At 62.3% G+C, this 20,473-nt stretch carries 30 protein-coding genes and 1 riboswitch; of the genes, 23 read left to right on the top strand and 7 right to left on the bottom strand.

Annotation, left to right across the window (positions count from 1 at the left end; translation table 11 throughout):
* Positions 1 to 20: 20 nt before the first annotated feature.
* From EB815_RS17275 to EB815_RS17290, 4 genes are all read right to left on the bottom strand, one after another.
* Complete coding sequence (locus tag EB815_RS17275; protein ID WP_056571578.1) at positions 21 to 266, bottom strand: DUF982 domain-containing protein; 246 nt, start codon at positions 264 to 266, stop codon at positions 21 to 23.
* 27 nt (positions 267 to 293) lie between these two features.
* Positions 294 to 530 carry a DUF982 domain-containing protein gene (locus EB815_RS17280; RefSeq protein ID WP_056571581.1) on the bottom strand — a complete coding sequence of 79 codons (237 nt, stop codon included), beginning with the start codon at positions 528 to 530 and terminating at the stop codon, positions 294 to 296.
* Positions 531 to 646: 116 nt separating this feature from the next.
* Complete coding sequence (locus EB815_RS17285; protein WP_056571585.1) at positions 647 to 1,090, bottom strand: GFA family protein; 444 nt, start codon at positions 1,088 to 1,090, stop codon at positions 647 to 649.
* A 41-nt stretch (positions 1,091 to 1,131) separates the two neighbouring features.
* Complete coding sequence (locus EB815_RS17290; protein ID WP_027052489.1) at positions 1,132 to 1,311, bottom strand: DUF3606 domain-containing protein; 180 nt, start codon at positions 1,309 to 1,311, stop codon at positions 1,132 to 1,134.
* Between the two features lie 637 nt (positions 1,312 to 1,948).
* On the opposite strand from EB815_RS17290, the gene EB815_RS17295 reads away from it, so the two are divergent.
* A complete protein-coding gene (locus EB815_RS17295) occupies positions 1,949 to 2,377 on the top strand; it encodes a DoxX family protein (protein ID WP_056571588.1) in 429 nt (142 codons plus the stop codon).
* Positions 2,378 to 2,420: 43 nt separating this feature from the next.
* Here the strand turns inward: EB815_RS17295 and EB815_RS17300 are convergent, their stop codons facing one another.
* Together EB815_RS17300 and EB815_RS17305 are read right to left on the bottom strand one after the other, a co-directional pair.
* Positions 2,421 to 2,726 carry a hypothetical protein gene (locus EB815_RS17300; RefSeq protein ID WP_056571591.1) on the bottom strand — a complete coding sequence of 102 codons (306 nt, stop codon included), beginning with the start codon at positions 2,724 to 2,726 and terminating at the stop codon, positions 2,421 to 2,423.
* Positions 2,727 to 2,937: 211 nt separating this feature from the next.
* The gene (locus EB815_RS17305) at positions 2,938 to 3,207 is read right to left on the bottom strand and encodes a hypothetical protein (RefSeq protein WP_056571594.1); all 270 of its coding nucleotides are present in this window, start codon (positions 3,205 to 3,207) and stop codon (positions 2,938 to 2,940) included.
* A gap of 289 nt (positions 3,208 to 3,496) precedes the next feature.
* A riboswitch (Fluoride riboswitch) is annotated at positions 3,497 to 3,559 on the top strand.
* Positions 3,560 to 3,629: 70 nt separating this feature from the next.
* On the opposite strand from EB815_RS17305, the gene crcB reads away from it, so the two are divergent.
* The 5 genes from crcB (at position 3,630) to EB815_RS17330 (ending at position 6,153) form a co-directional block, all read left to right on the top strand.
* Complete coding sequence (crcB, locus tag EB815_RS17310; protein ID WP_065005316.1) at positions 3,630 to 4,061, top strand: fluoride efflux transporter CrcB; 432 nt, start codon at positions 3,630 to 3,632, stop codon at positions 4,059 to 4,061.
* A 197-nt stretch (positions 4,062 to 4,258) separates the two neighbouring features.
* Positions 4,259 to 4,675, top strand: coding sequence for a hypothetical protein (locus EB815_RS17315; protein WP_056571600.1), 417 nt, complete (start codon positions 4,259 to 4,261; stop codon positions 4,673 to 4,675).
* Entirely contained in the window at positions 4,668 to 5,063 is a 396-nt protein-coding gene (locus EB815_RS17320; protein WP_056571604.1) for a hypothetical protein, read from the top strand. Before EB815_RS17315 ends, EB815_RS17320 begins: the two co-directional genes overlap by 8 nt.
* Positions 5,041 to 5,733, top strand: coding sequence for a terminase large subunit domain-containing protein (locus EB815_RS17325; protein ID WP_245303354.1), 693 nt, complete (start codon positions 5,041 to 5,043; stop codon positions 5,731 to 5,733). The genes EB815_RS17320 and EB815_RS17325 overlap by 23 nt, the downstream gene beginning before the upstream one ends.
* Positions 5,734 to 5,799: 66 nt before the next feature.
* Positions 5,800 to 6,153: a hypothetical protein gene (locus tag EB815_RS17330; RefSeq protein WP_056571609.1), complete on the top strand. Its 354-nt coding sequence runs from the start codon at positions 5,800 to 5,802 to the stop codon at positions 6,151 to 6,153.
* 32 nt (positions 6,154 to 6,185) lie between these two features.
* Here EB815_RS17330 and EB815_RS17335 read toward each other — a convergent pair whose 3' ends face one another.
* A complete protein-coding gene (locus EB815_RS17335) occupies positions 6,186 to 6,638 on the bottom strand; it encodes a MarR family winged helix-turn-helix transcriptional regulator (RefSeq protein WP_056572139.1) in 453 nt (150 codons plus the stop codon).
* A gap of 65 nt (positions 6,639 to 6,703) precedes the next feature.
* On the opposite strand from EB815_RS17335, the gene EB815_RS17340 reads away from it, so the two are divergent.
* From EB815_RS17340 to EB815_RS17405, 17 genes are all read left to right on the top strand, one after another.
* Positions 6,704 to 7,858 carry an FAD-dependent oxidoreductase gene (locus EB815_RS17340; protein ID WP_056571613.1) on the top strand — a complete coding sequence of 385 codons (1,155 nt, stop codon included), beginning with the start codon at positions 6,704 to 6,706 and terminating at the stop codon, positions 7,856 to 7,858.
* 114 nt (positions 7,859 to 7,972) lie between these two features.
* The gene (locus EB815_RS17345; RefSeq protein ID WP_065005318.1) at positions 7,973 to 8,728 is read left to right on the top strand and encodes a terminase large subunit domain-containing protein; all 756 of its coding nucleotides are present in this window, start codon (positions 7,973 to 7,975) and stop codon (positions 8,726 to 8,728) included.
* 356 nt (positions 8,729 to 9,084) lie between these two features.
* The gene (locus EB815_RS33425; protein ID WP_065005319.1) at positions 9,085 to 9,327 is read left to right on the top strand and encodes a hypothetical protein; all 243 of its coding nucleotides are present in this window, start codon (positions 9,085 to 9,087) and stop codon (positions 9,325 to 9,327) included.
* On the top strand, positions 9,305 to 9,637 hold the full coding sequence (locus EB815_RS33430; RefSeq protein ID WP_065005320.1) for a hypothetical protein: 333 nt from the start codon (positions 9,305 to 9,307) through the stop codon (positions 9,635 to 9,637). Before EB815_RS33425 ends, EB815_RS33430 begins: the two co-directional genes overlap by 23 nt.
* Positions 9,638 to 9,688: 51 nt before the next feature.
* A complete protein-coding gene (locus EB815_RS33435) occupies positions 9,689 to 11,074 on the top strand; it encodes a hypothetical protein (protein WP_196772382.1) in 1,386 nt (461 codons plus the stop codon).
* Positions 11,071 to 11,679, top strand: coding sequence for a hypothetical protein (locus EB815_RS17355; RefSeq protein WP_065005322.1), 609 nt, complete (start codon positions 11,071 to 11,073; stop codon positions 11,677 to 11,679). Before EB815_RS33435 ends, EB815_RS17355 begins: the two co-directional genes overlap by 4 nt.
* 3 nt (positions 11,680 to 11,682) lie before the next feature.
* Complete coding sequence (locus EB815_RS17360; protein WP_065005323.1) at positions 11,683 to 12,120, top strand: hypothetical protein; 438 nt, start codon at positions 11,683 to 11,685, stop codon at positions 12,118 to 12,120.
* 346 nt (positions 12,121 to 12,466) lie between these two features.
* Positions 12,467 to 12,859, top strand: coding sequence for an SMI1/KNR4 family protein (locus EB815_RS17365; RefSeq protein ID WP_065005377.1), 393 nt, complete (start codon positions 12,467 to 12,469; stop codon positions 12,857 to 12,859).
* A 2-nt stretch (positions 12,860 to 12,861) separates the two neighbouring features.
* Positions 12,862 to 13,068 carry a hypothetical protein gene (locus EB815_RS17370; protein WP_065005324.1) on the top strand — a complete coding sequence of 69 codons (207 nt, stop codon included), beginning with the start codon at positions 12,862 to 12,864 and terminating at the stop codon, positions 13,066 to 13,068.
* A 533-nt stretch (positions 13,069 to 13,601) separates the two neighbouring features.
* Positions 13,602 to 14,102 (top strand): hypothetical protein, encoded by a 501-nt coding sequence (locus EB815_RS17375; RefSeq protein ID WP_245303355.1) that lies wholly within the window; start codon positions 13,602 to 13,604, stop codon positions 14,100 to 14,102.
* Positions 14,103 to 14,240: 138 nt separating this feature from the next.
* Entirely contained in the window at positions 14,241 to 14,582 is a 342-nt protein-coding gene (locus EB815_RS17380) for a hypothetical protein (RefSeq protein WP_245303356.1), read from the top strand.
* 453 nt (positions 14,583 to 15,035) lie between these two features.
* The gene (locus EB815_RS17385; protein ID WP_065005379.1) at positions 15,036 to 15,605 is read left to right on the top strand and encodes a hypothetical protein; all 570 of its coding nucleotides are present in this window, start codon (positions 15,036 to 15,038) and stop codon (positions 15,603 to 15,605) included.
* Complete coding sequence (locus EB815_RS33975; RefSeq protein WP_280940267.1) at positions 15,574 to 15,699, top strand: hypothetical protein; 126 nt, start codon at positions 15,574 to 15,576, stop codon at positions 15,697 to 15,699. The genes EB815_RS17385 and EB815_RS33975 overlap by 32 nt, the downstream gene beginning before the upstream one ends.
* Positions 15,700 to 16,049: 350 nt before the next feature.
* Positions 16,050 to 17,825 carry a portal protein gene (locus EB815_RS17390; protein ID WP_065005380.1) on the top strand — a complete coding sequence of 592 codons (1,776 nt, stop codon included), beginning with the start codon at positions 16,050 to 16,052 and terminating at the stop codon, positions 17,823 to 17,825.
* On the top strand, positions 17,822 to 18,142 hold the full coding sequence (locus tag EB815_RS17395) for a hypothetical protein (protein ID WP_065005325.1): 321 nt from the start codon (positions 17,822 to 17,824) through the stop codon (positions 18,140 to 18,142). The genes EB815_RS17390 and EB815_RS17395 overlap by 4 nt, the downstream gene beginning before the upstream one ends.
* A gap of 644 nt (positions 18,143 to 18,786) precedes the next feature.
* The gene (locus EB815_RS17400) at positions 18,787 to 19,620 is read left to right on the top strand and encodes a hypothetical protein (protein ID WP_065005326.1); all 834 of its coding nucleotides are present in this window, start codon (positions 18,787 to 18,789) and stop codon (positions 19,618 to 19,620) included.
* A complete protein-coding gene (locus EB815_RS17405; protein WP_065005327.1) occupies positions 19,620 to 20,048 on the top strand; it encodes a hypothetical protein in 429 nt (142 codons plus the stop codon). Before EB815_RS17400 ends, EB815_RS17405 begins: the two co-directional genes overlap by 1 nt.
* Positions 20,049 to 20,473: the final 425 nt, after the last annotated feature.

Raw genomic sequence — 20,473 nt, forward strand, 5'->3', positions numbered from 1 at the left:
TCACAGTTTCCTGGAATGTTCTAGCGAACCAGAACGCCGGCGTGATCGCACAGCGCGGTGAAGGCTTCCTGCGCCTGTGCCGCGCCGTCCTTGTTTTCCAGCGCCGCCTCCACCTTCTCGCGCGCGGCCTGGTAGAAGGGACCGCGGCTGGCATGCGGCCAGTCGATCAGGATCTCGCTGGCGTCCTGAAGGCTCACCACCTCACGGATCGTGTCCGAGCCGTGCGGTTTGATGCGCATTGGTGTCGACAGCATCACATCGGCCATTGTTTTTCCCGCCCCATTTGTTTTCAGTTATCGGAGGATGTCTGCTTCGCGCGCGGCATCGATCATGGCCCGCATCGCCTTTTCCGGCGGCGTCCAGCCATCCAGCGCATCGCGGCAGCTGCGCAACGCCGCCCGGTATCGCCGGCCCTGGCCGGACGGCCAGTCGCCGAGGCATTCCAGGCCCTCCCAGGCGCTGCGCACCACGCGCTCGCGCTCGGGGGCAAATTTCAGGCGGATCGGTCGGGGAAACATCTTGTCGTTCAACTGAAGTCTCCGTGACGGGTAGGTTTGGCCCGCGGTCCGAGGAAACCGCGGCATGCCTAAGGGGCGCCGGATAACGTCGCTGGCAGGGGAGGGTTCCAGGCCCGAAGGATCAATTTTCAGTCGCCAGCGACGGCGTCCGACAAAGGTCGCGGCGCGGGCGGATCGGCGTCTTCGGCCCGCGGCCGGTCATGCTCGAATTGCTCCGCGCCCGGCAAGGCGTGCAGCCAGGTCTCGCGGCGGCTGATCCACAATTCATATTCGGGCGCAAGGTCGGTCGGCACGACGTCGAGGCTTCCAAGCATGATTTCGGCCTCGGTGTCGCCGACCCAGGCCACGCGGCCGCCACAGGTCGGGCAAAAGCTGCGCGTCCCGTAAGTGGCGACTTCGCCCGATGTCTCGAAGGCATCGCGCGGCCAGATGGCAAAGGCCGAATAGACCGAGCCGCCCGCCTTGCGGCAGTCCTTGCAATGACAGAGGCCGACCCGCGTCGGCTGACCGGTGACGACGAAATGCACGCCGCCGCACAGGCAGCTGCCGGTCCTGCGTATGGTGTCGGACATGGTCGCGGCCCTCCGTTCTCGCGGCTCGCGGCAGCCGCCCTCTATCCGCGCGCCGCCATATGGTTGTCGAGCTTCTTGCGCGAAGGTCCGTAGCGCTTGATGATGGTCTGGGCTTCGCTCTGCGGGATGCCGTATTTGCGGGCAAACGCGGCAACCTCGTAGGTTTCCTCGCTCGAAACCAGCTTGCGGTCCTGTTTGATCTTCGATTTGTCGTCAGGCATGGCGGGCCTCGCTTTCTGTCAGCCGCATGGTCGCGCGGACATTGTACCACGCGATGCCGCGATCAGACATAACAGCGATCGGCGCTGCTGGTTCCATGACGGCGGATCGCCCCGGCAGGAACGGCTTGCAAGCCGTTGTTCAGGCCGGCGAATGAACCGGGCCGGCGTCGCGGTGACCGGTGTCGCCGCATTCTGCGCAGGGCGCGCTGGCGCCGGGGCAGCCACGATGGTGGGTGCCCGCGGGACAGCAAAGGCCGTTGGAGCTTGTCCAGCGCGGGCATTGGAAAACCTGCCCGCTGCCGCCGCAGCCATTGCACTCCACCACCGATGACCCGACCAGAAAGGGTCCCGTCCCCAGCCTGACACGCGCGCCCAATTCTCAACCCACCCAAACACTGCATCAGACAAGTCTGTGCATTAGCCCAAGCTAAGGCTACCACGATCATGGTTACGAACAAGTTTCGCGATTTTTGTGGCGAGCGACTCGGCCGGGGCGGAAGGGCGTTTGAAGCGGGGTGACCGCCTGCCGCCGTGGCGGGCGGATACCTTATGGGTAAATTCGCGAGGGGGATGTCGGAACCGCCTAAGGTCGCACGTCCTTGGGAGCGAAACGGTTTTCAAACCCCTGGAGAAAGTCATGCCGTCGCAAATCGCTCAATCGCCGTGGCAGACCACGGCCCTTCTCATTGCCCGCCTGATCTTTGCCGCCGTCTTCCTCATGGCGGTGACCTTCAAGTTCATGGGCATGGGCGCCACCGCGGGTTTCATCGCCGCCGCCGGCTTTCCCTTCCCTCTCTTCCTCGCCTGGTGCGCGGCCATCCTGGAGGTTGCGCTGGTACTGTGTTTCCTGAGCGGCGCCTTCTTCACGCAGGCGGCCCTTGTCGCCGCTGCCTATGTGCTGTTCCTGGCCTTCGCCTTCCACGGCCCTAGCCACTGGGCCGGCAACCAGGCCGAGTTCGGCTTCTTCGTCGACCATTTTTCCTTCATCGCCGGACTGCTGTTCGCGGCGGTGCACGGACCGGGACAGACGCTGGCGCTGAACCCGGGCTGGCCGGGCAGGGCATAGGGGATGATCAGAGGAGTCAGCCGTTTCCGTGAAACGGCTGATCTCACATCTGGTCGTTATATGGCTCCTTCATCTGGCCGACCATGCGGGCCAGTTTCGAAAATGAGGGCATGTCCGCCTCCGGCTGGCACTGGTTGGCGAGCTCCAGGAGCCGGATCGGGAAGTTGACGGCGTCACGGCTCGACGCCGACATGCCGCCGGACCGCTCCTCGCTGGTCTCGCCGGCCTCGGCCTTGCGCAGGGCGATATCGATTTCCTCCGATGTCAGCACGCCTTTGCGCACCAGCACATGGTTGATCGAGGCGACGGCCATCAGCAGGCCCTCGAGTTGCAGGTTGGCGACATTCATGACGATTGCTCCCTCTATTCACCGGATCGGAAACGCGCCAGCCGCGTTTCCGATCCGGAGCCAAAGCGTGCCGCCTCGGATCCTGTCGGCGAACAGCGCGACCAGCAGCACCAGCGGGATCGCCGCCGCAATCCCGACCAGCCGATGAAGGCGCCGGGTACGGTCATCTTCGATCCGGACGACGGGCAGGCCGTCTGTCGTGGGAAACAGTCTATTCCTGCGTCAGGCGTTCGCCATATTCGCGCCACAGCGCCTTGACCTCCAGGCTGCCGAGGCGCGGGATCGACGGATCGCCGCACGTGATGGCAACGGCGCCGATGTCGTAGTTGGGGTATGCACCCGCGACGAAGCGGATCGCCTCGCCAAGCGAGTTCACGCGGATCACCGGATCGGCCTGTCCCTGGCCGGTACTTCGCACCCCGGAAACCGAGGCTGGAGCATGTCGCATCCTGAAAACGGATGCCATGGCTGGTCTGTCCATCGTCCTCTCCCACAAAGGCCGTGACGGGAATCATTCCATGAGCTTCAACCGATGATCCCACAGCTACGGGCTGAAGAAAAGCCGGCTAGCCAATGCCGGATTTCGGCGATCGGCCGTTGGCGATCCGATTGTCCGGTGATGGCAGTCGTGCCATGATTTCGACCATGGTGCTGATTTGCACCGACGACCCGCCGCCGTTTTGTGTTTTCAGCCTCCCGCTTCCGCCGCCGGCTTGTCGAAGCGGCCGCGCTCTGGCATGTTGCCAGTAATGGGAGATGTCTGGCATCTTACCAGTGATGGGAATGGGGTTCTCCCGAAACCGCCAGTGATGGCTGATGACTCCTGCCGCGAAAACCGCGGTGGGAATCTGTCGATTCCGCCGCCACGGCGGGCCGATGTGCTCGTCTCAGAGAGGATCGAGCATGTCTTTTTCGAACTGTCTTCTGGTCATGGCCGGTGGTGCGCTGGGCACGTTGGCGCGCTATCTCGTTTCCACCTGGGCGCTGCCGGTGAGCAGTGAACTGCCCTGGGGAACCATCATCATCAACATCAGCGGCTCGCTGCTGATCGGCTTCTTCGGCACGCTGACGTTGGCCGGCGGGCGCTATCCCGCCTCCGAAAGCCTTCGCCTGTTCGTGATGATCGGCCTGTGCGGCGGCTATACGACCTTTTCATCGTTCAGCCTGCAGACGCTCGACCTGCTGCGCGCCGGCGGCTTCGGCCGGGCGGCGCTCAACATCGGCCTGTCGGTGCTGCTGTGCGTGGGTGCCGTGGCGTTCGGCCACATCGTCGCCGCCCAGATCAATGGCGGCGCCACGCAGGTCGCACAGAGCATGATCGAGGAGGAGGCTTGAGGCGGGTTTTGAGGCCTAGGAATTTTTTCCTTGACCGGGTGAGGGCAGTCAGGCTATCATCTCGTCCATGGTGCTGATTTGCGCCAACGACCCGCCGCCGAGGCGGGTTTTGTGTTTTTGGCGCCTTGTCATGTGACGGCGCTGAGGCTGCCGATTTTGGACGCCGGCGGGACAGCGCCCCCCTCTGCGAGAATCCGATGACCCAACGCTATGCCACCATCATCACCGACGATGACGGCCGCGACATCGTCAGCGCCATTGGCGAGTTCGAGGGCGCCGCGCCCCGGCCGCGTCTGGGCCGCGTCGAGCCGGTGGCGCCTGGCGTGCTGATCGGCATGGTGCGGGATGCGGCCGGCGGCTTTGGTTTTCCGCAAGCCGGCATTGGCGGGCATGCCATCGGTCTCGTATTGGCGCGGCTGAAGGCGCAGGCCAGCATGGCAAAACGCGCCGGTGCGGCAAAAACTGCCGCGACCGCCAAGCCGAAGCGCGCCAAGCGGGCCAAGCGGGCCAAGAAGAAAACCGGCCGCTCGAGAAAGCCGGTCGGATCGATGCCGAAGGCGGGCAAGGCGGCCAGCGATGCCGCCGCAAAGGCGATGGGCCAGGTCGATGGCTGACGAAGCCGGCGCCGGGCCGGCGCGCCGCAAGACAAGACCGGCAAGGCGCAAGCCGGCCGGCGAGGCGGCCGCGCCGACGCCTCGGCCGAAGCGGCCGAAAAAGACGCTGGGCGACGACTTTCTCGCCGCCGTGCGGGCCGATTTCCGCGCCCATGGCGCCGGCGTCATCGCCGAGGTGCGGGCCGACAAGCCCGACCAGTATCTGAAGATCGTGCTTTCAGTCCTGCCCAAGGATTTCGATGTCGCCGCCGTCAACCATCTGGACGCCCTCAGCGATGAACAGATCCGCAGCCGCATCCGGGCCCTCGAAGCCGTCGTCAGGCCGTTCCTCGAAGAGCCCGCCGATCGCCGCGAAGACGGAATATTTGGCGCTGCTGGCGGAACTTGACCGCCGCAGACGCAGCAACCAGCTGGCGGCGTACAGACCGTATCCGCGCCAGGCCGAATTTCACGCGGCTGGAGCGGTCAACCGCGAGCGCCTGTTCATGGCCGGCAACCAGCTCGGCAAGACCAGGGCCGGCGGCGCGGAATGGGCGATGCATCTGACCGGCCGCTATCCCGCCTGGTGGCAAGGCAAGGTTTTCGACACGCCTGTACGGCTTTGGGCGGCCGGCGTGACCGGCGAGGGCACGCGCGACAACCCGCAGCGCGTGCTGGTCGGCCCACCGCAACAGCAGGCGGCCTTGGGCACCGGCATGATCCCGGCGGATGCCATTCGTCAGACCATCATGGGCCGTGGCGCGCCGGGCGCGCTCGACAGCGTCGTGGTGCGCCATGGTGGCGGCGGCGATGTGCAGGCCGGCGAGAGCGTGCTGTCGTTCAAGAGTTTCGAGAAGGGCCGCGAGAAATGGCAGGGCGAGACGCTGCACGGCGTCTGGTTCGACGAGGAGCCGCCGCTCGACATCTATTCCGAAGGCCTGACCCGCACCAATGCGACCGGCGGGATAACGATCGTCACCTTCACGCCGCTGCTCGGCATGAGCGATGTGGTGCTGCTGTTCCTGTCGGCGGGTGAGGTGGAGAGGATGGCGAAGGGGTCAACCGCCGCGAAACCATGATCCGCAATACCGCTTTTGCGGCAACCGGTGGCCGGGTAGCGTCGGGCGCGACGTTCGGGATCCCACATGCGCCAGATTGCGGAACTGCTTCTCCTTTGCGCCTTGCTTTCGGCCTGTAGCGGCAGCGGCGATTGGCGCGCCGATGCAATCAGTGCCGCCGAAGGCAAGATGCACAAGCTGGTGAGCGATCCTTCCGCCACATTCTCACATGTGCAGCTTACCGGCGACAGTTCGTCCGGCCAGACCTGCGGCGTCATCACCGCCAAGGTCGGCACCTTCACCAAGCAGGCGCGCTTCATCGTCTATATCGACAACACCGCCGGCCCGTTTGTCGAGCCGGGCATGGGCCAGTCCATGTCGCGGGCCGACTTCGACTGGGCCTGGAAGAATGATTGCTTGAACGAGGGGTATAAGAGCTAGGTGGGCCTCGGAACCTGGGGGCCTGAACTTGCTCACTCCACCTCCCGCGCCACCATCCGGTCCAGGTTTTCGTTCAGCCGCCTGAGCATGCCCAGCAGCGTCGCCACCTCGTCCTCGCTGAAACCGGCCAGTGCCTCGTCCCTGCCTTCGTCCAGCGCCTCGCGCGCGGCGGGCAGTTTTTTCAGCGCCGCTTCGGTCAACGAGATCAGGCTGCTGCGGCCATCATTGGGGTCGGGCGTGCGGCGGATCAGGCCGTCGCGTTCCATGCGCGCCAGCATCTGCGCCATGGATGGTTGCTCGATCTTGGCGAAGCGCGCCAGTTCCTTCTGCGACATCGCCGCGCCGTCGCGCAGGAGATAGATCACCGGCATCTGGCCGATCGAGAAGCCGAAGGCTTTCACCCGCCGCTCGCCAAGGCGGGCGAGGCTGCGCGCTGCCATGTTGATGAGTGGGGCGGGGTTCGAGAACAGGGTCCAGTCGGTCATGACTTGCATTGGTGCCTATGTTTATTGTATAGGCTCCTATATAAATCAATGCGAGACCCCTGTCCATGACCGGAATCCCTTTGCGCATCGCCATCATCGGCGCCGGCCCCGCGGGCTTGACGCTGGCGCGCATCCTGCATCTCAACGGCATCGCCGCCACCGTCTTCGAGCGCGAGGCGCATGCGCTGGTCCGGCCGCAGGGTGGCACGCTCGATCTGCATGTCGACTCCGGCCAGCTCGCCTTGCGGCGCGCCGGCCTCGAAAAGGAATTCCTGCGCATCGCCCGCTACGAGGACCAGGGCAGCCGGCTCTACGACAAGGACGGCCGGCTGGTGCTGGCCGATGACGATGACAGCGGCGACCGGCCGGAAGTCGACCGCTCGGCGCTGCGCGACATCCTGCTTGCCTCGCTGCCGGAAGGCAGCGTGCAATGGGGCAGGGAGCTGCGCGAGGTCCATGCGCGCCCCGACGGCGCCTATGACCTGGCCTTCGGCGCCGACCTGCTCGGCCCGTTCGACCTCGTCGTCGGCGCCGACGGCGCCTGGTCGCGGGTGCGGCCGCTGGTCTCGCGCTACCGGCCGCAATATACAGGGCTGACCTTCATCGAATTCGGCATCGACGATGTCGACGCCAGCCATCCCGAACTGTCGAAGCTGGTCGGGCGCGGCAAGATCGGCGCCGAGGGCGACGGCCGCGGCATGATCGTGCAGCGCAACGCCAATGCGCATCTGCGCGGCTATGCCATCTTCCGCGTGCCCGCCGACTGGGCGGAGAGGACGTTCGATTTCGCTTCGCCGGCGGCGGCGCGAGCCCGCCTGATGGCCGAATTCGAGGGCTGGGCGCCGGAGCTCGTCGCTCTGATCGCGGCCAGCAACGACAATATCGTGGCCCGCGCCATCCACGCGCTGCCGATCGGCCACCATTGGCCGAACCGGGTCGGCGTGACGCTGCTGGGGGACGCCGCCCATGTCATGTCGCCCTTCGGCGGCGAGGGCGTCAACGCCGCCATGCTCGACGCGGCCGAACTCGCCCGCCACCTGGTCGAGGCCGGTGACTGGAGGCAAGCCGTGAAGCTTTACGAACAGGAGATGTTCGAGCGCGTGGTGGAACCCGCCACGCATGCCGCGGAGGCGGCTGCGACAGAGCTGTCGCATATCGGGCTGGAGCTGACGCTGGAGCATGTGCGGCAGCATGCGCAGATGCGGGCGGTGGCTGGGTAAAAAGATCGAAAAGCGCGCTCCGCCTTCTCCCAAGAACTGTCGCATCCGACCCCAAAAAACCACGCCTGAACAGCGCCATGCAGTGGTCATCTCACAAGCTGAATCAGGCCCGCCATGTCCCGTCACGTCACCTTCATGACCATCGACGATGCCGCGCATTATTCGCCCGAAGAACGCAAGGCGATCGTTGCTGCCTATCCCGAACATGAGCGCGAGGCCCGCGCCCAGGGCATTCCCGTGCTGGGCTCGGGCCGCATCTTTCCCGTCGCCGAGGCGCTGATTGTCTGCGAGCCGTTCCGGCTGCCGCGCTATTGGCCGCGCATCGGCGCGCTCGATTTCGGCTGGGACCATCCTTCCGCCGCCGTCGAGCTCGCCTGGGATACGGAAGCCGATGTCGTCTATGTCACCAAATCAGCGCGGGCCTCTCAGCAGACGCCGGCCATGCAGACGCTGACCCTGAAACCCTGGGGCGAATGGCTGCCCTTCGCCTGGCCGCGCGACGGCCGCCGCGAGACGCTGGAAGGGGCGGGGGTGGCGCTTGCCAAACAATATGCGGCGCACGGGCTGAACATGCTGTCGCGCCACGCGCAATTTCCCGACGGCTCGGTCTCGGTCGAGGCCGGGCTGATGGAGATGCTCGACCGCATGCAATCCGGCCGCTTCAAGGTGTTCTCCACCCTCGGCGAGTGGCTCGAGGAATTCAGGATTTTCCATCGCAAGGATGGTCAGGTTGTAAAACTGCGCGACGATTTGATGGCGGCGACCCGTTATGGCGTGATGATGCTGCGCGAGGCGGTGGTCGACCCGGCGGAGTTCAAGGCAGCGCGACGGCCGGCGGGGCAGAGCGACCCGCTGGGGGCGTTTCGGTAACTTCCACACTTCGTCATTCTCGGGCCTGACCCGAGACTCCATGCCGCGACACCGGCCGAAGACTGCGGCGGAACAGAATTCCGTACCGTAGCGGCGCTCATGCGTCTCGGCATGGATGCCTTGGGCTGCGGAGCAGCTCCTATGGTCTGCGCCGCGTCGCTCCCTCCTTGCTTCGCCCATGGATGACGACGCACGGGGCGCTAGGGCCGCGCCTAGTCCGCAACGTCGGCCGGTCCCTCCCAGAAACATCGATCCGACAAACCCGCGAACGCAGCAGCGTCCGCGCGATCCGGCCGTGCCGTGATCGCCGGTGCGGCGCGTCCTTTGTCTAGAGCCATTCGAGCAGGAAGCCGCCAATGGTCCACGTCATCCCGCTCTCCATTGTCCGGCGCCGGCTCGATACCGGCAGCACGCCGCAATATCCCCAGGGATCGCCGATCGGCGGCGCCATGCAGGGTTTTGGCGAACATCTTTCCGCTGTCGCCGAGCGCTACCAGCAGATGAAGGACCAGCAGGAGGCGTTCGACGCCGGCGCGCCGCCGCTTCAACGGCCAGATCGCGCAGGCCGAAGACGAGGTGACGGCGAACGCGCCGGCTGACGGTGCCGGCCTGCATGACGCCATGTATGGCCAGGTCGATCCGTACAATGGCCGGGTGGTGAAGACCGGCCTGTTCGACAAGCTGTTTGCCGCTGCCTTGCCAAACATGCCCGAGAGCCAGCGCGCCGCTTTCGTCGGACAGAAGGAGACGATGCGTCGAACCGGCGCGCTGCGCATGGCGGCACGGCAGCTTCAGCGGCGCAAGGACTATGAACAGGCCGAGGTCGACACGGTGCTGAAGACCAGCGCCATCGCCATCGGCAACGCCAACCCCGACGATCACGTCACCTTCGAAGCAGCCCGGCAGTAGGGGCTCGACCTGATCGACAAGATGGGGCTCGACCCGGGGATCAGGCAGCAGATGTCCAAGGACCGGTACGGCACCGCCGCCAAGGCGCGGTTCGAAGCGCTGATTGCCAAGGACCCGAGGCGGGCGCTGGAGGTGTTTGGGGTGGGGGCGGCGGCCTCCGGCAGCGAGGCCACGGGCGATAGCGCGCAGACTGAGGGTAGCTCCTTGCCAGGCAGCCCAGACATGGCTGCGGGGAAAGGTGACCGCGTTGGCACGCCGACCCCGGATGAACGCATAGCACAGGCGTTCAGGGACGACCTTCCGCAGGAGGAACAGGATGCGCTGTCCTTAAAGGCAAAGCTGGCCAAGTTTACCCAGGACATCGAGACGCGCGTCGCGCTCGCTCGCGCCGAGGCCGAAGCGCCAGACGAAATCGCCCGCACAGGCACCTACTCGGGCAGCATGCCAGGCAGGGATGCCTACAGAGCCATCTATGGCCTCGACGAGGGTGACAGGCGCCTGAAGGCTCTTGAGCGGCGGGCCGATGTCGGGAAGCAAGTCTTCGACATGGGCACCATGCCGAACCAAGCGATCCATGCCGCCCTTCGCGATGCTGATGCGGGGCCGAACGCTTCGCAGGAAGACCAGGCGCTCCATGAGGCAACCGCCGTCGCGGCAAAGCTGGTCCTGGAGAGGAGACGTGCCGATCCCGGTGGCTACGTCAGCGAATTGTCTCCGGAGATCGCCGCAGGCTGGAAGGCTGTACTTGGCAATGGGCCTTCCGATCCAGCGGCTTTTGACCAAGACACATACGACAAAACGCTAGCCTTGTCTGTCGCCCGGCAAAAAGCATTGGGCATCGATGATGAAAATCTTCAGCCCGTGCCGCTCTCCATTCTCCTTAGGCTTGCCGAGGACCGTGACAGCGGAAGCATGGACGTCATGGACAGTTACGCGAAGGCAAGCGCGTTGTTCGTGCGCACGAAAGATCCTGTCGTGCGGGCAGCCCTGGTCCGGGAATTGGATGATACCGGTCTGGGTGGAATTCTCCCTGGCGGCAAGCCGGGCCTTTCGGCGGGCGAGGTGTTTCGGGAGGACGCCAAAGCCCTTGGCAAGGTCGCTGCGAATGCCGGGATCGCCGTCGCCAACGTAAATGATTGGTTTGCCTATGGCATGTCCGGAGGAACGATCAGCCCTCCCGATTACAAGCACGCCTACTACGAGCCTTCGAACAATGTCGAGAAGCTGATGATGCGTCAGGGACTGACGCATTGGGTTGGGCGATACCGGTGCCCGGGGTTGGTCGAGCCGTTGAAGGCGCAATACCGGGGGCGGTTGAATCGGTTGGTTCTAGAGCGGCCGGTCGAGCAGAAGGCCCAATCAGAAAGTCCTTTGCAAGTTCGGAGGGAGCGAATGCTTCGATCCCCGAGACAGCTCCCGGCCAGGTCGAGAAGGTGATTGCCGGGCAATCGGCCGGCATACCGGCCAAGCCGCAGCCGACGGATTTCTCCAAGCAGCCCACGATATCGCTTGAAGCCGCCGTGGAGCTTCCAATCGCTGACTCCAACGCCCTCTCTGGCGTTAAGACGCTCAGCCCCTTGCAGGGCGCTCGCCAGACGATCCGTTCGCCTCGGAAGTCAAAGTTGGACCGCAAGATGATCGCCGCGGTGGCGAGCGAGCTATTTGCCAGAGACCCCGATCGCGTAGAGCTCCCCGCCGCAAAATTTGGCGAGGCGACTACAAATAATTACCGAAAAGGATATGCTCAGGCGAACCCTAACGTGAACGTCAAGGATTTGGTAATCCACCATCAAGCTGAGCAGCAATTACTGAAGAGGCTCCCAAATTTCTTATCGGAGAAGAAGATCAACTCGGTAGAAAATCTCCGCGGGATCCCCAAGGATCTAAACGATATTCTGCATCTTGTTATCCTTAGGGGGGAAAATGACGAATTCTACGCAAAGTACCCGAATCCTACAGAGCGGCAAATTCTGGATCATTCGGAAATGATGGATAAGAAGTATGGTCACCATTTCGTCCCGCCTGTCGGGAAATATAGGTGAGTAATGGATTATTATTATGTACAGCCATTTGTTGCCGGCGATTTTGGCAAAAACACGGTTCTCGACAACCGCGTTCACCCGCCGATTGTGCACAAACTCCACTATGAGATCGATGTTTGGATTGGCGATGTCCTGATCAGGAGCTTTCCTTGCTATCTTGTCACCAAAGAAGCTGAGCGGGAATTGTTGGAGATAGGTGTATCAGGGATAACGTTTGCCGATGTCGAGGTGACAGCCTCGGAGCTGTTTCATCGGCTGCAGCCAAGCACGAAACTTCCATCTTTCGTGTGGATGAAGATCCAAGGGCGGCCGGGACATGATGACTTCGGCATGGCCCCGAACCACGAACTTGTCGTCTCAGAGCGGGCTCTGGAAGTATTTGAACGCCTCGGCAATGAGTCGGCTGGGATTCGTTTATTTGACGAGCCGGAAGAGGATTGACTGATCTGGCACTAAGTTGACAGCGCACTGTCTCGTGCCAAATAAGCCTCTGGGTTAAGCATCTGCCTGCCACGCTATCAAATAGTGCACTGTCACCGTAATCCATTCAGATTGTTAGAAGGTACAGAGTACAATGCGGCTAGTAACGCCGCTGACAACACCAATCACACTATCCGCCGCAAGCTAGGGCTTGCCGGCAAACTCGTGGATGTGCATGAAATCAAGCCAGTGAAGTTTGGCGGTAGCCCGACGGCATCTCTAACAAGATCATCCTGCCACGCGACGTTCATCGAAAACAGGTTACGCCATGGTGGGAGCAGTTAAAGAAAGACCTAGGAGCATAGCGATGGGATATAGTTTAACCGAAGGAGAGCTTGATGCGCCGGCTGAAGCCTCGCTGGTCGATGGCCTGTCCGCACGCCTGGGAGTCGCGCTGCCCAAGGATTACACCGATTTCCTCAAGGAGCATAATGGAGGCGAAGGTTTCATCGGCGATAGCTATATTGTTTTCTTTAAAGCCGAAGAATTGGTGCAATTCAACATAGAGTATGAGGTTGAGAAGTATGCGCCGGGCATCCTCCTATTCGGATCGAACGGAGCGGGTGAAGGCTATGGCTTTGACACTGACGATGCGGCCATGCCAATCGTGCAGATCCCATTCATTGGTATGGATCGGCGATACGCTGACATCGTTGCGCGTGACCTCGCCGATCTATTCTCTCGGTTGGAAGAGGACTGAAAATGAGCAACCAAAATGAATACTCGCGCCCCAAGGGCATGGAGCTGTTTGAGATCACACCGATTATTGTTGGTGGCGATCCAGTCAGTTTGGAGAACAAGATCTGGTTGACCAGACAAGAGCATTTTGAAGTGGTGCGCTTCTGGAATCGAACGATCGAAATTCAGCGTAAGGCGGCGCTGGAGAAGGCGGCGCGGGCGGATCGTTAGGGCGCGGCTAGAGAAGGCTGCGGAGGTAGATCAAAAATATGGCCACCTCTTCAGCCCACCAGTAGGTAAGAAATGAAGTATTATTATTTGGAGCCGGAATTTTCGAGCGGACTTGGTGACAATACCATCATGGATACGGCCGTGCATCCTCCCGCGGTAACCCGTTTGCATTATGAGTTTGATGGTTGGCTGGGGGATAGTATGGTAACGTCGTTCCCGTGCTACATTGTCACTGAGGATGTCAAAGAGAAGATTCTCAAGAGTGGCTTTTCCGGCATAGCGTTCGGCAAGGTCGAGGTACCACCTATGAATTGTTCGAAGAAATGCAACCGGACCAGAAGCTTCCGTCATTCGTATGGCTGAAAGTGAACGGGGATGCCGACGACGATGATTTCAGAATCGCGAAAGACTATCGCCTTGTCTTTTCCGAACGCGTTCTCGACGCCCTCAGGTCGTTTGGGATCTCCAATGCCTTGATTGAACCTTTTGAAGGGGCTTGATGTCTCAGTCTCGGCGAGTCATGGGGGGCGGCGTTGAAACGATGGATTGCCATCCTGAGGTCGAAAGCTGTCGAAGCGACAGGGGGACACTCGCCCAACGAGTCGGCAGGATACTATAAAATACGACCGAATGTCGCTGGTGGGATTGGCGAAAACACCGTTCTCGACCGGAGCGTTCACCCGCCAATCGTAAGCAGGCTCCACTATGTGGTAGAGGGCTGGTTCGGTGATGTGATCGTTGCGACATTCCCCTGTTTCCTCGTCACCCAGGAAACCCAGCGCGCACTGCAGGGGGTGGGCTTTTCAGGTGCGACGTTCGCCGACGCCGAGGTGACTATCTCGGAAGAGTGCCAGGAGGATCAATCCGGGCTGGAACTGCCACCTTTGGTCTGGCTGAAAGTAAATGGGAAGGCCGGCCGCGACGATTTCGGGATCGCAATACCTTTCCGCCTCGTCATCTCAAAACGCATTCTCGATTTGTTGGAATCGTTAGGCATTCCGTTTGCGGTGGTCGAGGCTTACGACGGCGAATAGGGATGGGATTGCGGGTGACAGTGCATTCATTCTCTGATGCGACCGCTTCTTGGGGTGAATAATGCAGTATTTCTATATCAGACCTGATGTGGCTGGCGGGCTTGGCAGAAACACTGTTTTGGTGTCCATCCGCCGATTGTGACCAAACTCCACTACGTGGTGGAGGGCTGGACCGGTGATGTGCTCGTTACGACGTTCCCGTGTTATCTCGTCACCGAAGAAGCCCAGCGTGCATTGCAGCAGATAGGCTTTTCAGGTGCGACGTTCGCTGAAGCCGAAGTGACGACATCCGAAGAGTTTCATGAATATCAACCTGGGCAGGAGCTTCCACCTTTCGTCTGGTTGAAAGTGAATGGGAAGGCCGGCCGCGACGACTTCGGGATCGCTGCAAACTATCGCCTCGTCATCTCGAAACGCATTCTCGATTTGCTGGAATCATTAGGAATACCGTTTGCGGTGGTCGAACCCTACGAGCAGTAACGGAGTCGCGCTGTTGTTGTCGTGGCGATGCAACGCTAACCGGCCTCTCCAGTGGGGCGACGAGAATTTGTGCACTGCCGCAATGATAGAACTCCGGTTGGGCTCATTGACGGTTCAAGCATAAGATGGGAATTTTTTCTTATACGCCATTGACCGCGTGAGGGCAGCAATGGTATATTGTTGTCCATGGTGCTGATTTGCGCCAACGACCCGCCCCTGAGGCGGGTTTTGTTTTTGTGCGATGGTTGGCGCGGCCGCGACGATCGCGAAGCAACGCGGCGCCGCTGCATCGTCGCGACGCCTTGATGTCTCGGAATGGATTGCCTGGGCTGCGGAGCAGCTGCAGGGGTCTGCGTCGCTTGCTCCTTGCTCCGCCCTGAAATGACGAAGCTGCGATCGCCGGCGCTTCCTTCGCTGACGATGGCTTCGCTTCCGACCGACGAAAGTCCATGCATGACGATCCGTATCATCCCCGCAACCCTGCGTGACCTCTCCTACATCGCTGCGAACCTGCGCCCCGAGGACCGCGCCGAGATCGACTGCCAGCTCGACCACTGGTCGCCGGCGCTGCTGGCACTGACGGCGCTGCAGGGGTTTGCCTATGTCGCCGAGCTCGACGGCAATCCGGAGGCGGGGTTTGGCGCGGCCGAGCAGCGGAGCGGGCTGTGGATCGCCTGGAGCTGGGGCACGCGCCGCATGCGGCGCTGCGTGCCCGGGATCACCGAATTCTTTCATGCCGTGCTTGGACCTCAGGTCGCGGCACGCGAGGCCTGGCGGGTCGAGGCCCGGGCCCTGGCCGCCAATCATCTGGCGCTGCGCTGGCTTGGCCGGCTGGGCGCCACGCAACGCTGCCTGCTGCCGGGCTACGGCAGGAATGGCGAAGATTTCTTCCTCTACGACTGGACAAGAGAAGGCTGGAACCATGTGTCTGTTTCAAAAACCACCGGAACTGAAGCCGCTGCCGCCGGCGCCGACCGCCGAGGACAAGGACGTGCAGGCGCGCGAAGCGGCATTGCGGGCTGAGCTCGAACAGCGCCAGGGCACTGCCAGCACGATCAAGACCGACCTCGCGCCGGCGAGCCTCACCGGCCAGCGCCGCGTGCTCCTGGGGCTTTGACCATGACCGCGATGAAGCGAAGCTTTCGCAAACGCGTGCTGGATTGGTGGTACTGGCGCCGGCATGCACGGCTGGTGAAGAAGCGGGGGTAATCTCCCCCCTCGAGGGGGGAGATCAGCAGCTTGGCCGCCGCTCTCACTTCACCCCCTCTTGGCGAACGCCCAGACCATCAGCGGGTATTCCTCGTCATTGCTCAAGTCGCGCCGGCATCCTCAGGACAGGCGGGCCTGACGCAGGGGTTGGTGCTCTACGGCGCCCCCCTCCTGCCGGCCATCTCCCCCACAAGTGGGGAGATCGGCAGCTTCGGCGCCGCGCGCCCCATCAATCCCTTCCTTCCCAGTGAGATCCCCATGACCGATTCCCGCGCCCGCGATATCCTGTCCCGTCAGTCCGAGCTCGAGAGCGAGCGCAGCCAGTATGAGGCCGTGTGGGAGCAGGTGGCGGAGTTCTGCGACCCCGACGCGCCCGATGTCTGGAACGGGCGCCGAAGCGCCGGGCCGGACTCCCAGGCCGAGAGGCAGGAACGGCGGGGTAGCCGCGTCTACGCCAACACCATCAACTCGGCCGCCAACCGGCTCGCCGCGGGCTTGGAAAGCCTGATCATCCCGCAGTCGGAAAAATGGCACGGGCTGTCGACGGCGGCGATGAACGACGAGGAGACCGACGAGGAGAAGGAGTGGGCGGAGGCGCTGCGCGATTTCCTGTTCTCGCTGCGCTACTCCGCCAATTCGAATTTCGTGCCGGCCACGCAAGCCTGCCTGCGCAATGTCGTGCGCTACGGCCCGGCCTATCTCTATGCCGAGGAAGGGTTCGGCAACACGCTGATCCACTATGCCTCGATCCCCGTGGTCGAGGGCTATCTCAGCCGCAACCGTTGGGGCCAGGTCGATATCTTCCATCGCCGTTACGAGCGCACGGCGCGGCAGGCGGCGCAGCTGCTCGGCTATGAAAAACTGCCGGCGCGTATCAAGGTGCTGGTCGACGATCCGGTCAAATGCGAGGAAAAGATCTCGCTGGTCCAGTGCATCCAGCCGCGCGACGAGCGCAGGATGTACCGGCTGGGCGATCAGTACCAGTATCTCGACACGGCGTTTGCCTCCTACCACGTGATCGAGGATGAGGAGGAGATCGTCAGGGAAAGCGGGTTCCGTACCTTCCCGGTGTCGACCTTCAACTGGCGCCGCTACGAAGGCGACCCCTATGGCATCTCGCCCGCCATCGAGGCGCTGACCACGGTGCGCGAGGAGAACGCGGTGCGCCGCTCTGGGCTCCGCGCGTTGCAGCAGATCACCGATCCGGCCACCGCTTCGAAGGCCAGGCTCGACTATGTGCCGGTGCTCAATCCCGGCGAGAATTATCCCGGGCTGATCGACGACAATGGCCGGCCGCTGATCGTGCCCATCACCACCGGGCAGAACCCGACCTATGCCTTCAACTACGCGCAGAGCCGCGCCGACGAGATCCGCGACATGATGTTCGTCAACCTGTTCCAGACGCTGGTGCAGAACCCGCAGATGACGGCGACCGAAGCGCTGATCCGGCAGGAAGAGAAGGGCGCGCTGCTCGGGCCTTCCGGCTCGATCATCCAGGCGGGCTTCGCCACCAATCTCGACCGCGAGCTCGGCATTCTCGTCGACAAGGGGCTTTACGACGAAGACAGCCGCTTCGTGCCCCCGGAAAGCCTGGCCGGCAAGACGGTGCGGCCGACCTTCACCGGTCCGCTCGACGTGCTCAGGCGCTCGGCCGAGGCGCGCGACACCATCCAGGTGGTGACGACCGCCATGCAGATGGCGCAGTTCGATCCGGGCGTCATGGACAATATCGACAGCGACGAGGCGATCAAGATCGTGCAGAGCGCCGGCCGCAGCCCGCAGCGCATTTTTCGCCGCAAGGAAGAGGTCGACGGCATGCGCGATGCGCGTGCCAAGGCCCAGCAAGCGCAGGCCGGCATGGCGGCGATCGCCAGCGCCGGCAAGGCGGCCAAGGATGCGGTGCCGGCGGCGGTGCAGGCGCGCGACAGCGGCCTGCTCGACGGCCTGCAAGGCATGCTGCAGGGCGCGGGTGGCGGGCAGGGCGCCGGCCAAGGCACACCGGGCGGCCAGGCGCCGGCGGGAGGCGGCGCATGAGCGGCAAACGCTTCGCCCGCGCCGGCCAGGCCGGCGGGCCGGCCAAAGCGCGAGACGCGCTGACCAAGGCCTATCTGCGCGTGTTCTCCGGCGAGGATGGCGAGATGGTGCTGGCCGACCTCGCGGCGACCGTCGGCTACTACAGGCGGCCGTCCTATGGCGAATGGATGGCGCGGACCCGGACGCCCGAAGGCTTCGAACTGCACAGCGCGCTCAGCAATGCGCGCGCCGAAGTGGTGCAGCACATTATGGGATTTCTGACGCTCGACGAGACGCAGCTGGCGGCGCTGGAAAAGGCGGCGCGGGCGGAGGGGTAGGAGCGAGGCGGTGAAGCCGCCAATCTCCCCCTTGTGGGGGAGATGCCCGGCAGGGCAGAGGGGGGCGCTGTCCCACCGACTTTGCCGCGACCGTCGCACGGCGATCAACTGACGAGCAGTCGCTCAAGCTTGGCCGTAGGCGGCAAAGGCATGGGCATGTTCAAAGTTTGGCGACAACAGAAGTAGGCGCTCTACGGCGCCCCCCTCTGTCCTGCCGGACATTCGTCATTTGGAAAGCCAAGCAATTGGCTTTCCATCCGCTTCGCGGACCACTCCTCAACCCCCACGAGGGGGGAGATTGGCTATTTCGGCGTGGCGCGATGCGGCGGACGACGACGGCCCGCGCTGCTCCGGATTTTTCCAAAACATCGATCCGACAACCCCCGCGAACGCAGCAGCGTCCGCGCGATCCGGCCGTGCCGTGATCGCCGGCGCGGCGCGTCCTTTGTCTAGAGCCATTCGAGCAGGAAGCCGCCAATGGTCCACGTCATCCCGCTCTCCATTGTCCGGCGCCGGCTCGATACCGGCAGCACGCCGCAATATCCCCAGGGATCGCCGATCGGCGGCGCCATGCAGGGTTTTGGCGAACATCTTTCCGCTGTCGCCGAGCGCTACCAGCAGAGCCGGGCCTTTCGGCGGGCGAGGTGTTTCGGGAGGACGCCAAAGCCCTTGGCAAGGTCGCTGCGAATGCCGGGATTGCCGTAGCCAACGTAAATGATTGGTTTGCCTATGGCATGTCCGGAGGAACGATCAGCCCTCCCGATTACAAGCACGCCTACTACGAGCCTTCGAACAATGTCGAGAAGCTGATGATGCGTCAGGGGACTGACGCATTGGGCTGGGCGATACCGGGGCCTGGGGTTGGCCGAGCTGTCGAGAGCGCAATACCGCGCGCGATTGAGTCGACGAGTGCTAGCGCGGCGGAGCGTGCCGAAGGCTTCATCGCCAACAGGCGGCCCGGCGAGTTAGCTGAGGAAGGAGAGGCACTCGTTGGCGGTGTGGACATCGAAACGCTCCGTTACCAGCAAGGGCTGGCTAGATTCGCGTTCCAACCGGTCCCCAAATCCAAACGAGCACTTGACAATGCGATGCTGGGGGCAATGCTGGCTAGGGATCAGGCACGAGTCAAATATGATGGGGCAACAGTAGGGTGGGAGCCCTCAAAAGACTATCGTGCAATATTCTTCGGTCGAAATCCTAATCTGAAACCCAGCGACTATGTGGTTCACCATGGAGGCGAGCGGCAGATCTTAGATCGATATCCAGGTTTGTTTTCTGAGGAAGAATTAAATTCAATCGAGAATTTACGGGGGATACACAAGACAATTGATGTAAATTTACACAAAAAAGTTATTAGGGCAGAATGGGACGATTTCTTCAGGAAGCATGCAAGTGCGACGCGTCGAGAAATTTTTGAAAAAATAACTGAAATTGATAGAAAGTATGGTCATCTTTTTGATCCACCGATAGGTGAGTGATGGAATATTTTTACATAAACCCCGATGTCGCAGGTGGAATAGGTCGTGGCACCATCATGGACACAAGCGTTCATCCCCCTGTTGTAAGCAAACTCATCTACCAGATGGAAGGATGGTTCGGCGATGTTATCATAACCACCTTCCCGTGCTTTCTGGTCGTGTCTGAAGTCAAACAGGCCTTGCAGAATATCGGCTTTTCGGGTGCGAGCTTCGCTCATGCCGAAATCACGAAGTCAGATGACTTTCTGGAACTGCAACCCAACGTAGAACTCCCGCAGTTCGTATGGTTGAAAGTGAATGGAAAGGCAGGTCATGATGATTTCGGCATTGCTCGCGATCTGCGTCTGGTCATATCGGGGCGTGTACTAGATATACTCGAGGACTTTGGTATTCCATCCGCAACAGTCGAGCCCTACGACGGCCGGTAGGCAGTTTAGTTCGCGCCGAAGTTGATTGCGCTTTCGGCTCGAGTATCGGAGGGAGTGGCGACGACTTTGATTAGGAACGTGTGGGCATCACGCTGAAGAGTGCGTTGGCCGCTGCTCTCAGACTCGATGATGGCAGCCGATCTTTGATCGGCCTCAGATCCGTAACGCCATCGGGGTCGCCCGTTGATGCGATTGTCGACGGCGGCGCCCGGCAAGACTAGGCAAACCGCTGATCTGGCCAATGTTGATAGCTTCCTTGGCCTGTGCGGAGACCGAAAAGGCAACCAGCAGTGAGGCTGTCAGAAGTCGCATCGTCACCCCCTTGGAGAGGAGACGATAGCGGCGAACTGCTCCGGGGATAAGGGCAGCGCCAGCTTTTCAGACCTTGGCGCCGCCCCTCATCCGCCCTTCGGGCACCTTCTCCC

The sequence above is a fragment of the Mesorhizobium loti genome (assembly GCF_013170705.1).
Taxonomy (GTDB): domain Bacteria; phylum Pseudomonadota; class Alphaproteobacteria; order Rhizobiales; family Rhizobiaceae; genus Mesorhizobium; species Mesorhizobium loti_D.

What these genes read in the sequence shown, in the direction of transcription:
- EB815_RS17275 (WP_056571578.1), bottom strand. Translation starts at nt 266, where the DNA reads ATGGCCGATGTGATGCTGTCGACACCAATGCGCATCAAACCGCACGGC.
- EB815_RS17285 (WP_056571585.1), bottom strand. Translation starts at nt 1,090, where the DNA reads ATGTCCGACACCATACGCAGGACCGGCAGCTGCCTGTGCGGCGGCGTG.
- EB815_RS17290 (WP_027052489.1), bottom strand. Translation starts at nt 1,311, where the DNA reads ATGCCTGACGACAAATCGAAGATCAAACAGGACCGCAAGCTGGTTTCG.
- EB815_RS17295 (WP_056571588.1), top strand. Translation starts at nt 1,949, where the DNA reads ATGCCGTCGCAAATCGCTCAATCGCCGTGGCAGACCACGGCCCTTCTC.
- EB815_RS17300 (WP_056571591.1), bottom strand. Translation starts at nt 2,726, where the DNA reads ATGAATGTCGCCAACCTGCAACTCGAGGGCCTGCTGATGGCCGTCGCC.
- EB815_RS17305 (WP_056571594.1), bottom strand. Translation starts at nt 3,207, where the DNA reads ATGGACAGACCAGCCATGGCATCCGTTTTCAGGATGCGACATGCTCCA.
- crcB (WP_065005316.1), top strand. Translation starts at nt 3,630, where the DNA reads ATGTCTTTTTCGAACTGTCTTCTGGTCATGGCCGGTGGTGCGCTGGGC.
- EB815_RS17315 (WP_056571600.1), top strand. Translation starts at nt 4,259, where the DNA reads ATGACCCAACGCTATGCCACCATCATCACCGACGATGACGGCCGCGAC.
- EB815_RS17320 (WP_056571604.1), top strand. Translation starts at nt 4,668, where the DNA reads ATGGCTGACGAAGCCGGCGCCGGGCCGGCGCGCCGCAAGACAAGACCG.
- EB815_RS17330 (WP_056571609.1), top strand. Translation starts at nt 5,800, where the DNA reads ATGCGCCAGATTGCGGAACTGCTTCTCCTTTGCGCCTTGCTTTCGGCC.
- EB815_RS17335 (WP_056572139.1), bottom strand. Translation starts at nt 6,638, where the DNA reads ATGACCGACTGGACCCTGTTCTCGAACCCCGCCCCACTCATCAACATG.
- EB815_RS17340 (WP_056571613.1), top strand. Translation starts at nt 6,704, where the DNA reads ATGACCGGAATCCCTTTGCGCATCGCCATCATCGGCGCCGGCCCCGCG.
- EB815_RS17345 (WP_065005318.1), top strand. Translation starts at nt 7,973, where the DNA reads ATGTCCCGTCACGTCACCTTCATGACCATCGACGATGCCGCGCATTAT.
- EB815_RS33425 (WP_065005319.1), top strand. Translation starts at nt 9,085, where the DNA reads ATGGTCCACGTCATCCCGCTCTCCATTGTCCGGCGCCGGCTCGATACC.
- EB815_RS33435 (WP_196772382.1), top strand. Translation starts at nt 9,689, where the DNA reads ATGTCCAAGGACCGGTACGGCACCGCCGCCAAGGCGCGGTTCGAAGCG.
- EB815_RS17360 (WP_065005323.1), top strand. Translation starts at nt 11,683, where the DNA reads ATGGATTATTATTATGTACAGCCATTTGTTGCCGGCGATTTTGGCAAA.
- EB815_RS17365 (WP_065005377.1), top strand. Translation starts at nt 12,467, where the DNA reads ATGGGATATAGTTTAACCGAAGGAGAGCTTGATGCGCCGGCTGAAGCC.
- EB815_RS17370 (WP_065005324.1), top strand. Translation starts at nt 12,862, where the DNA reads ATGAGCAACCAAAATGAATACTCGCGCCCCAAGGGCATGGAGCTGTTT.
- EB815_RS17385 (WP_065005379.1), top strand. Translation starts at nt 15,036, where the DNA reads ATGACGATCCGTATCATCCCCGCAACCCTGCGTGACCTCTCCTACATC.
- EB815_RS17390 (WP_065005380.1), top strand. Translation starts at nt 16,050, where the DNA reads ATGACCGATTCCCGCGCCCGCGATATCCTGTCCCGTCAGTCCGAGCTC.
- EB815_RS17395 (WP_065005325.1), top strand. Translation starts at nt 17,822, where the DNA reads ATGAGCGGCAAACGCTTCGCCCGCGCCGGCCAGGCCGGCGGGCCGGCC.
- EB815_RS17405 (WP_065005327.1), top strand. Translation starts at nt 19,620, where the DNA reads ATGGAATATTTTTACATAAACCCCGATGTCGCAGGTGGAATAGGTCGT.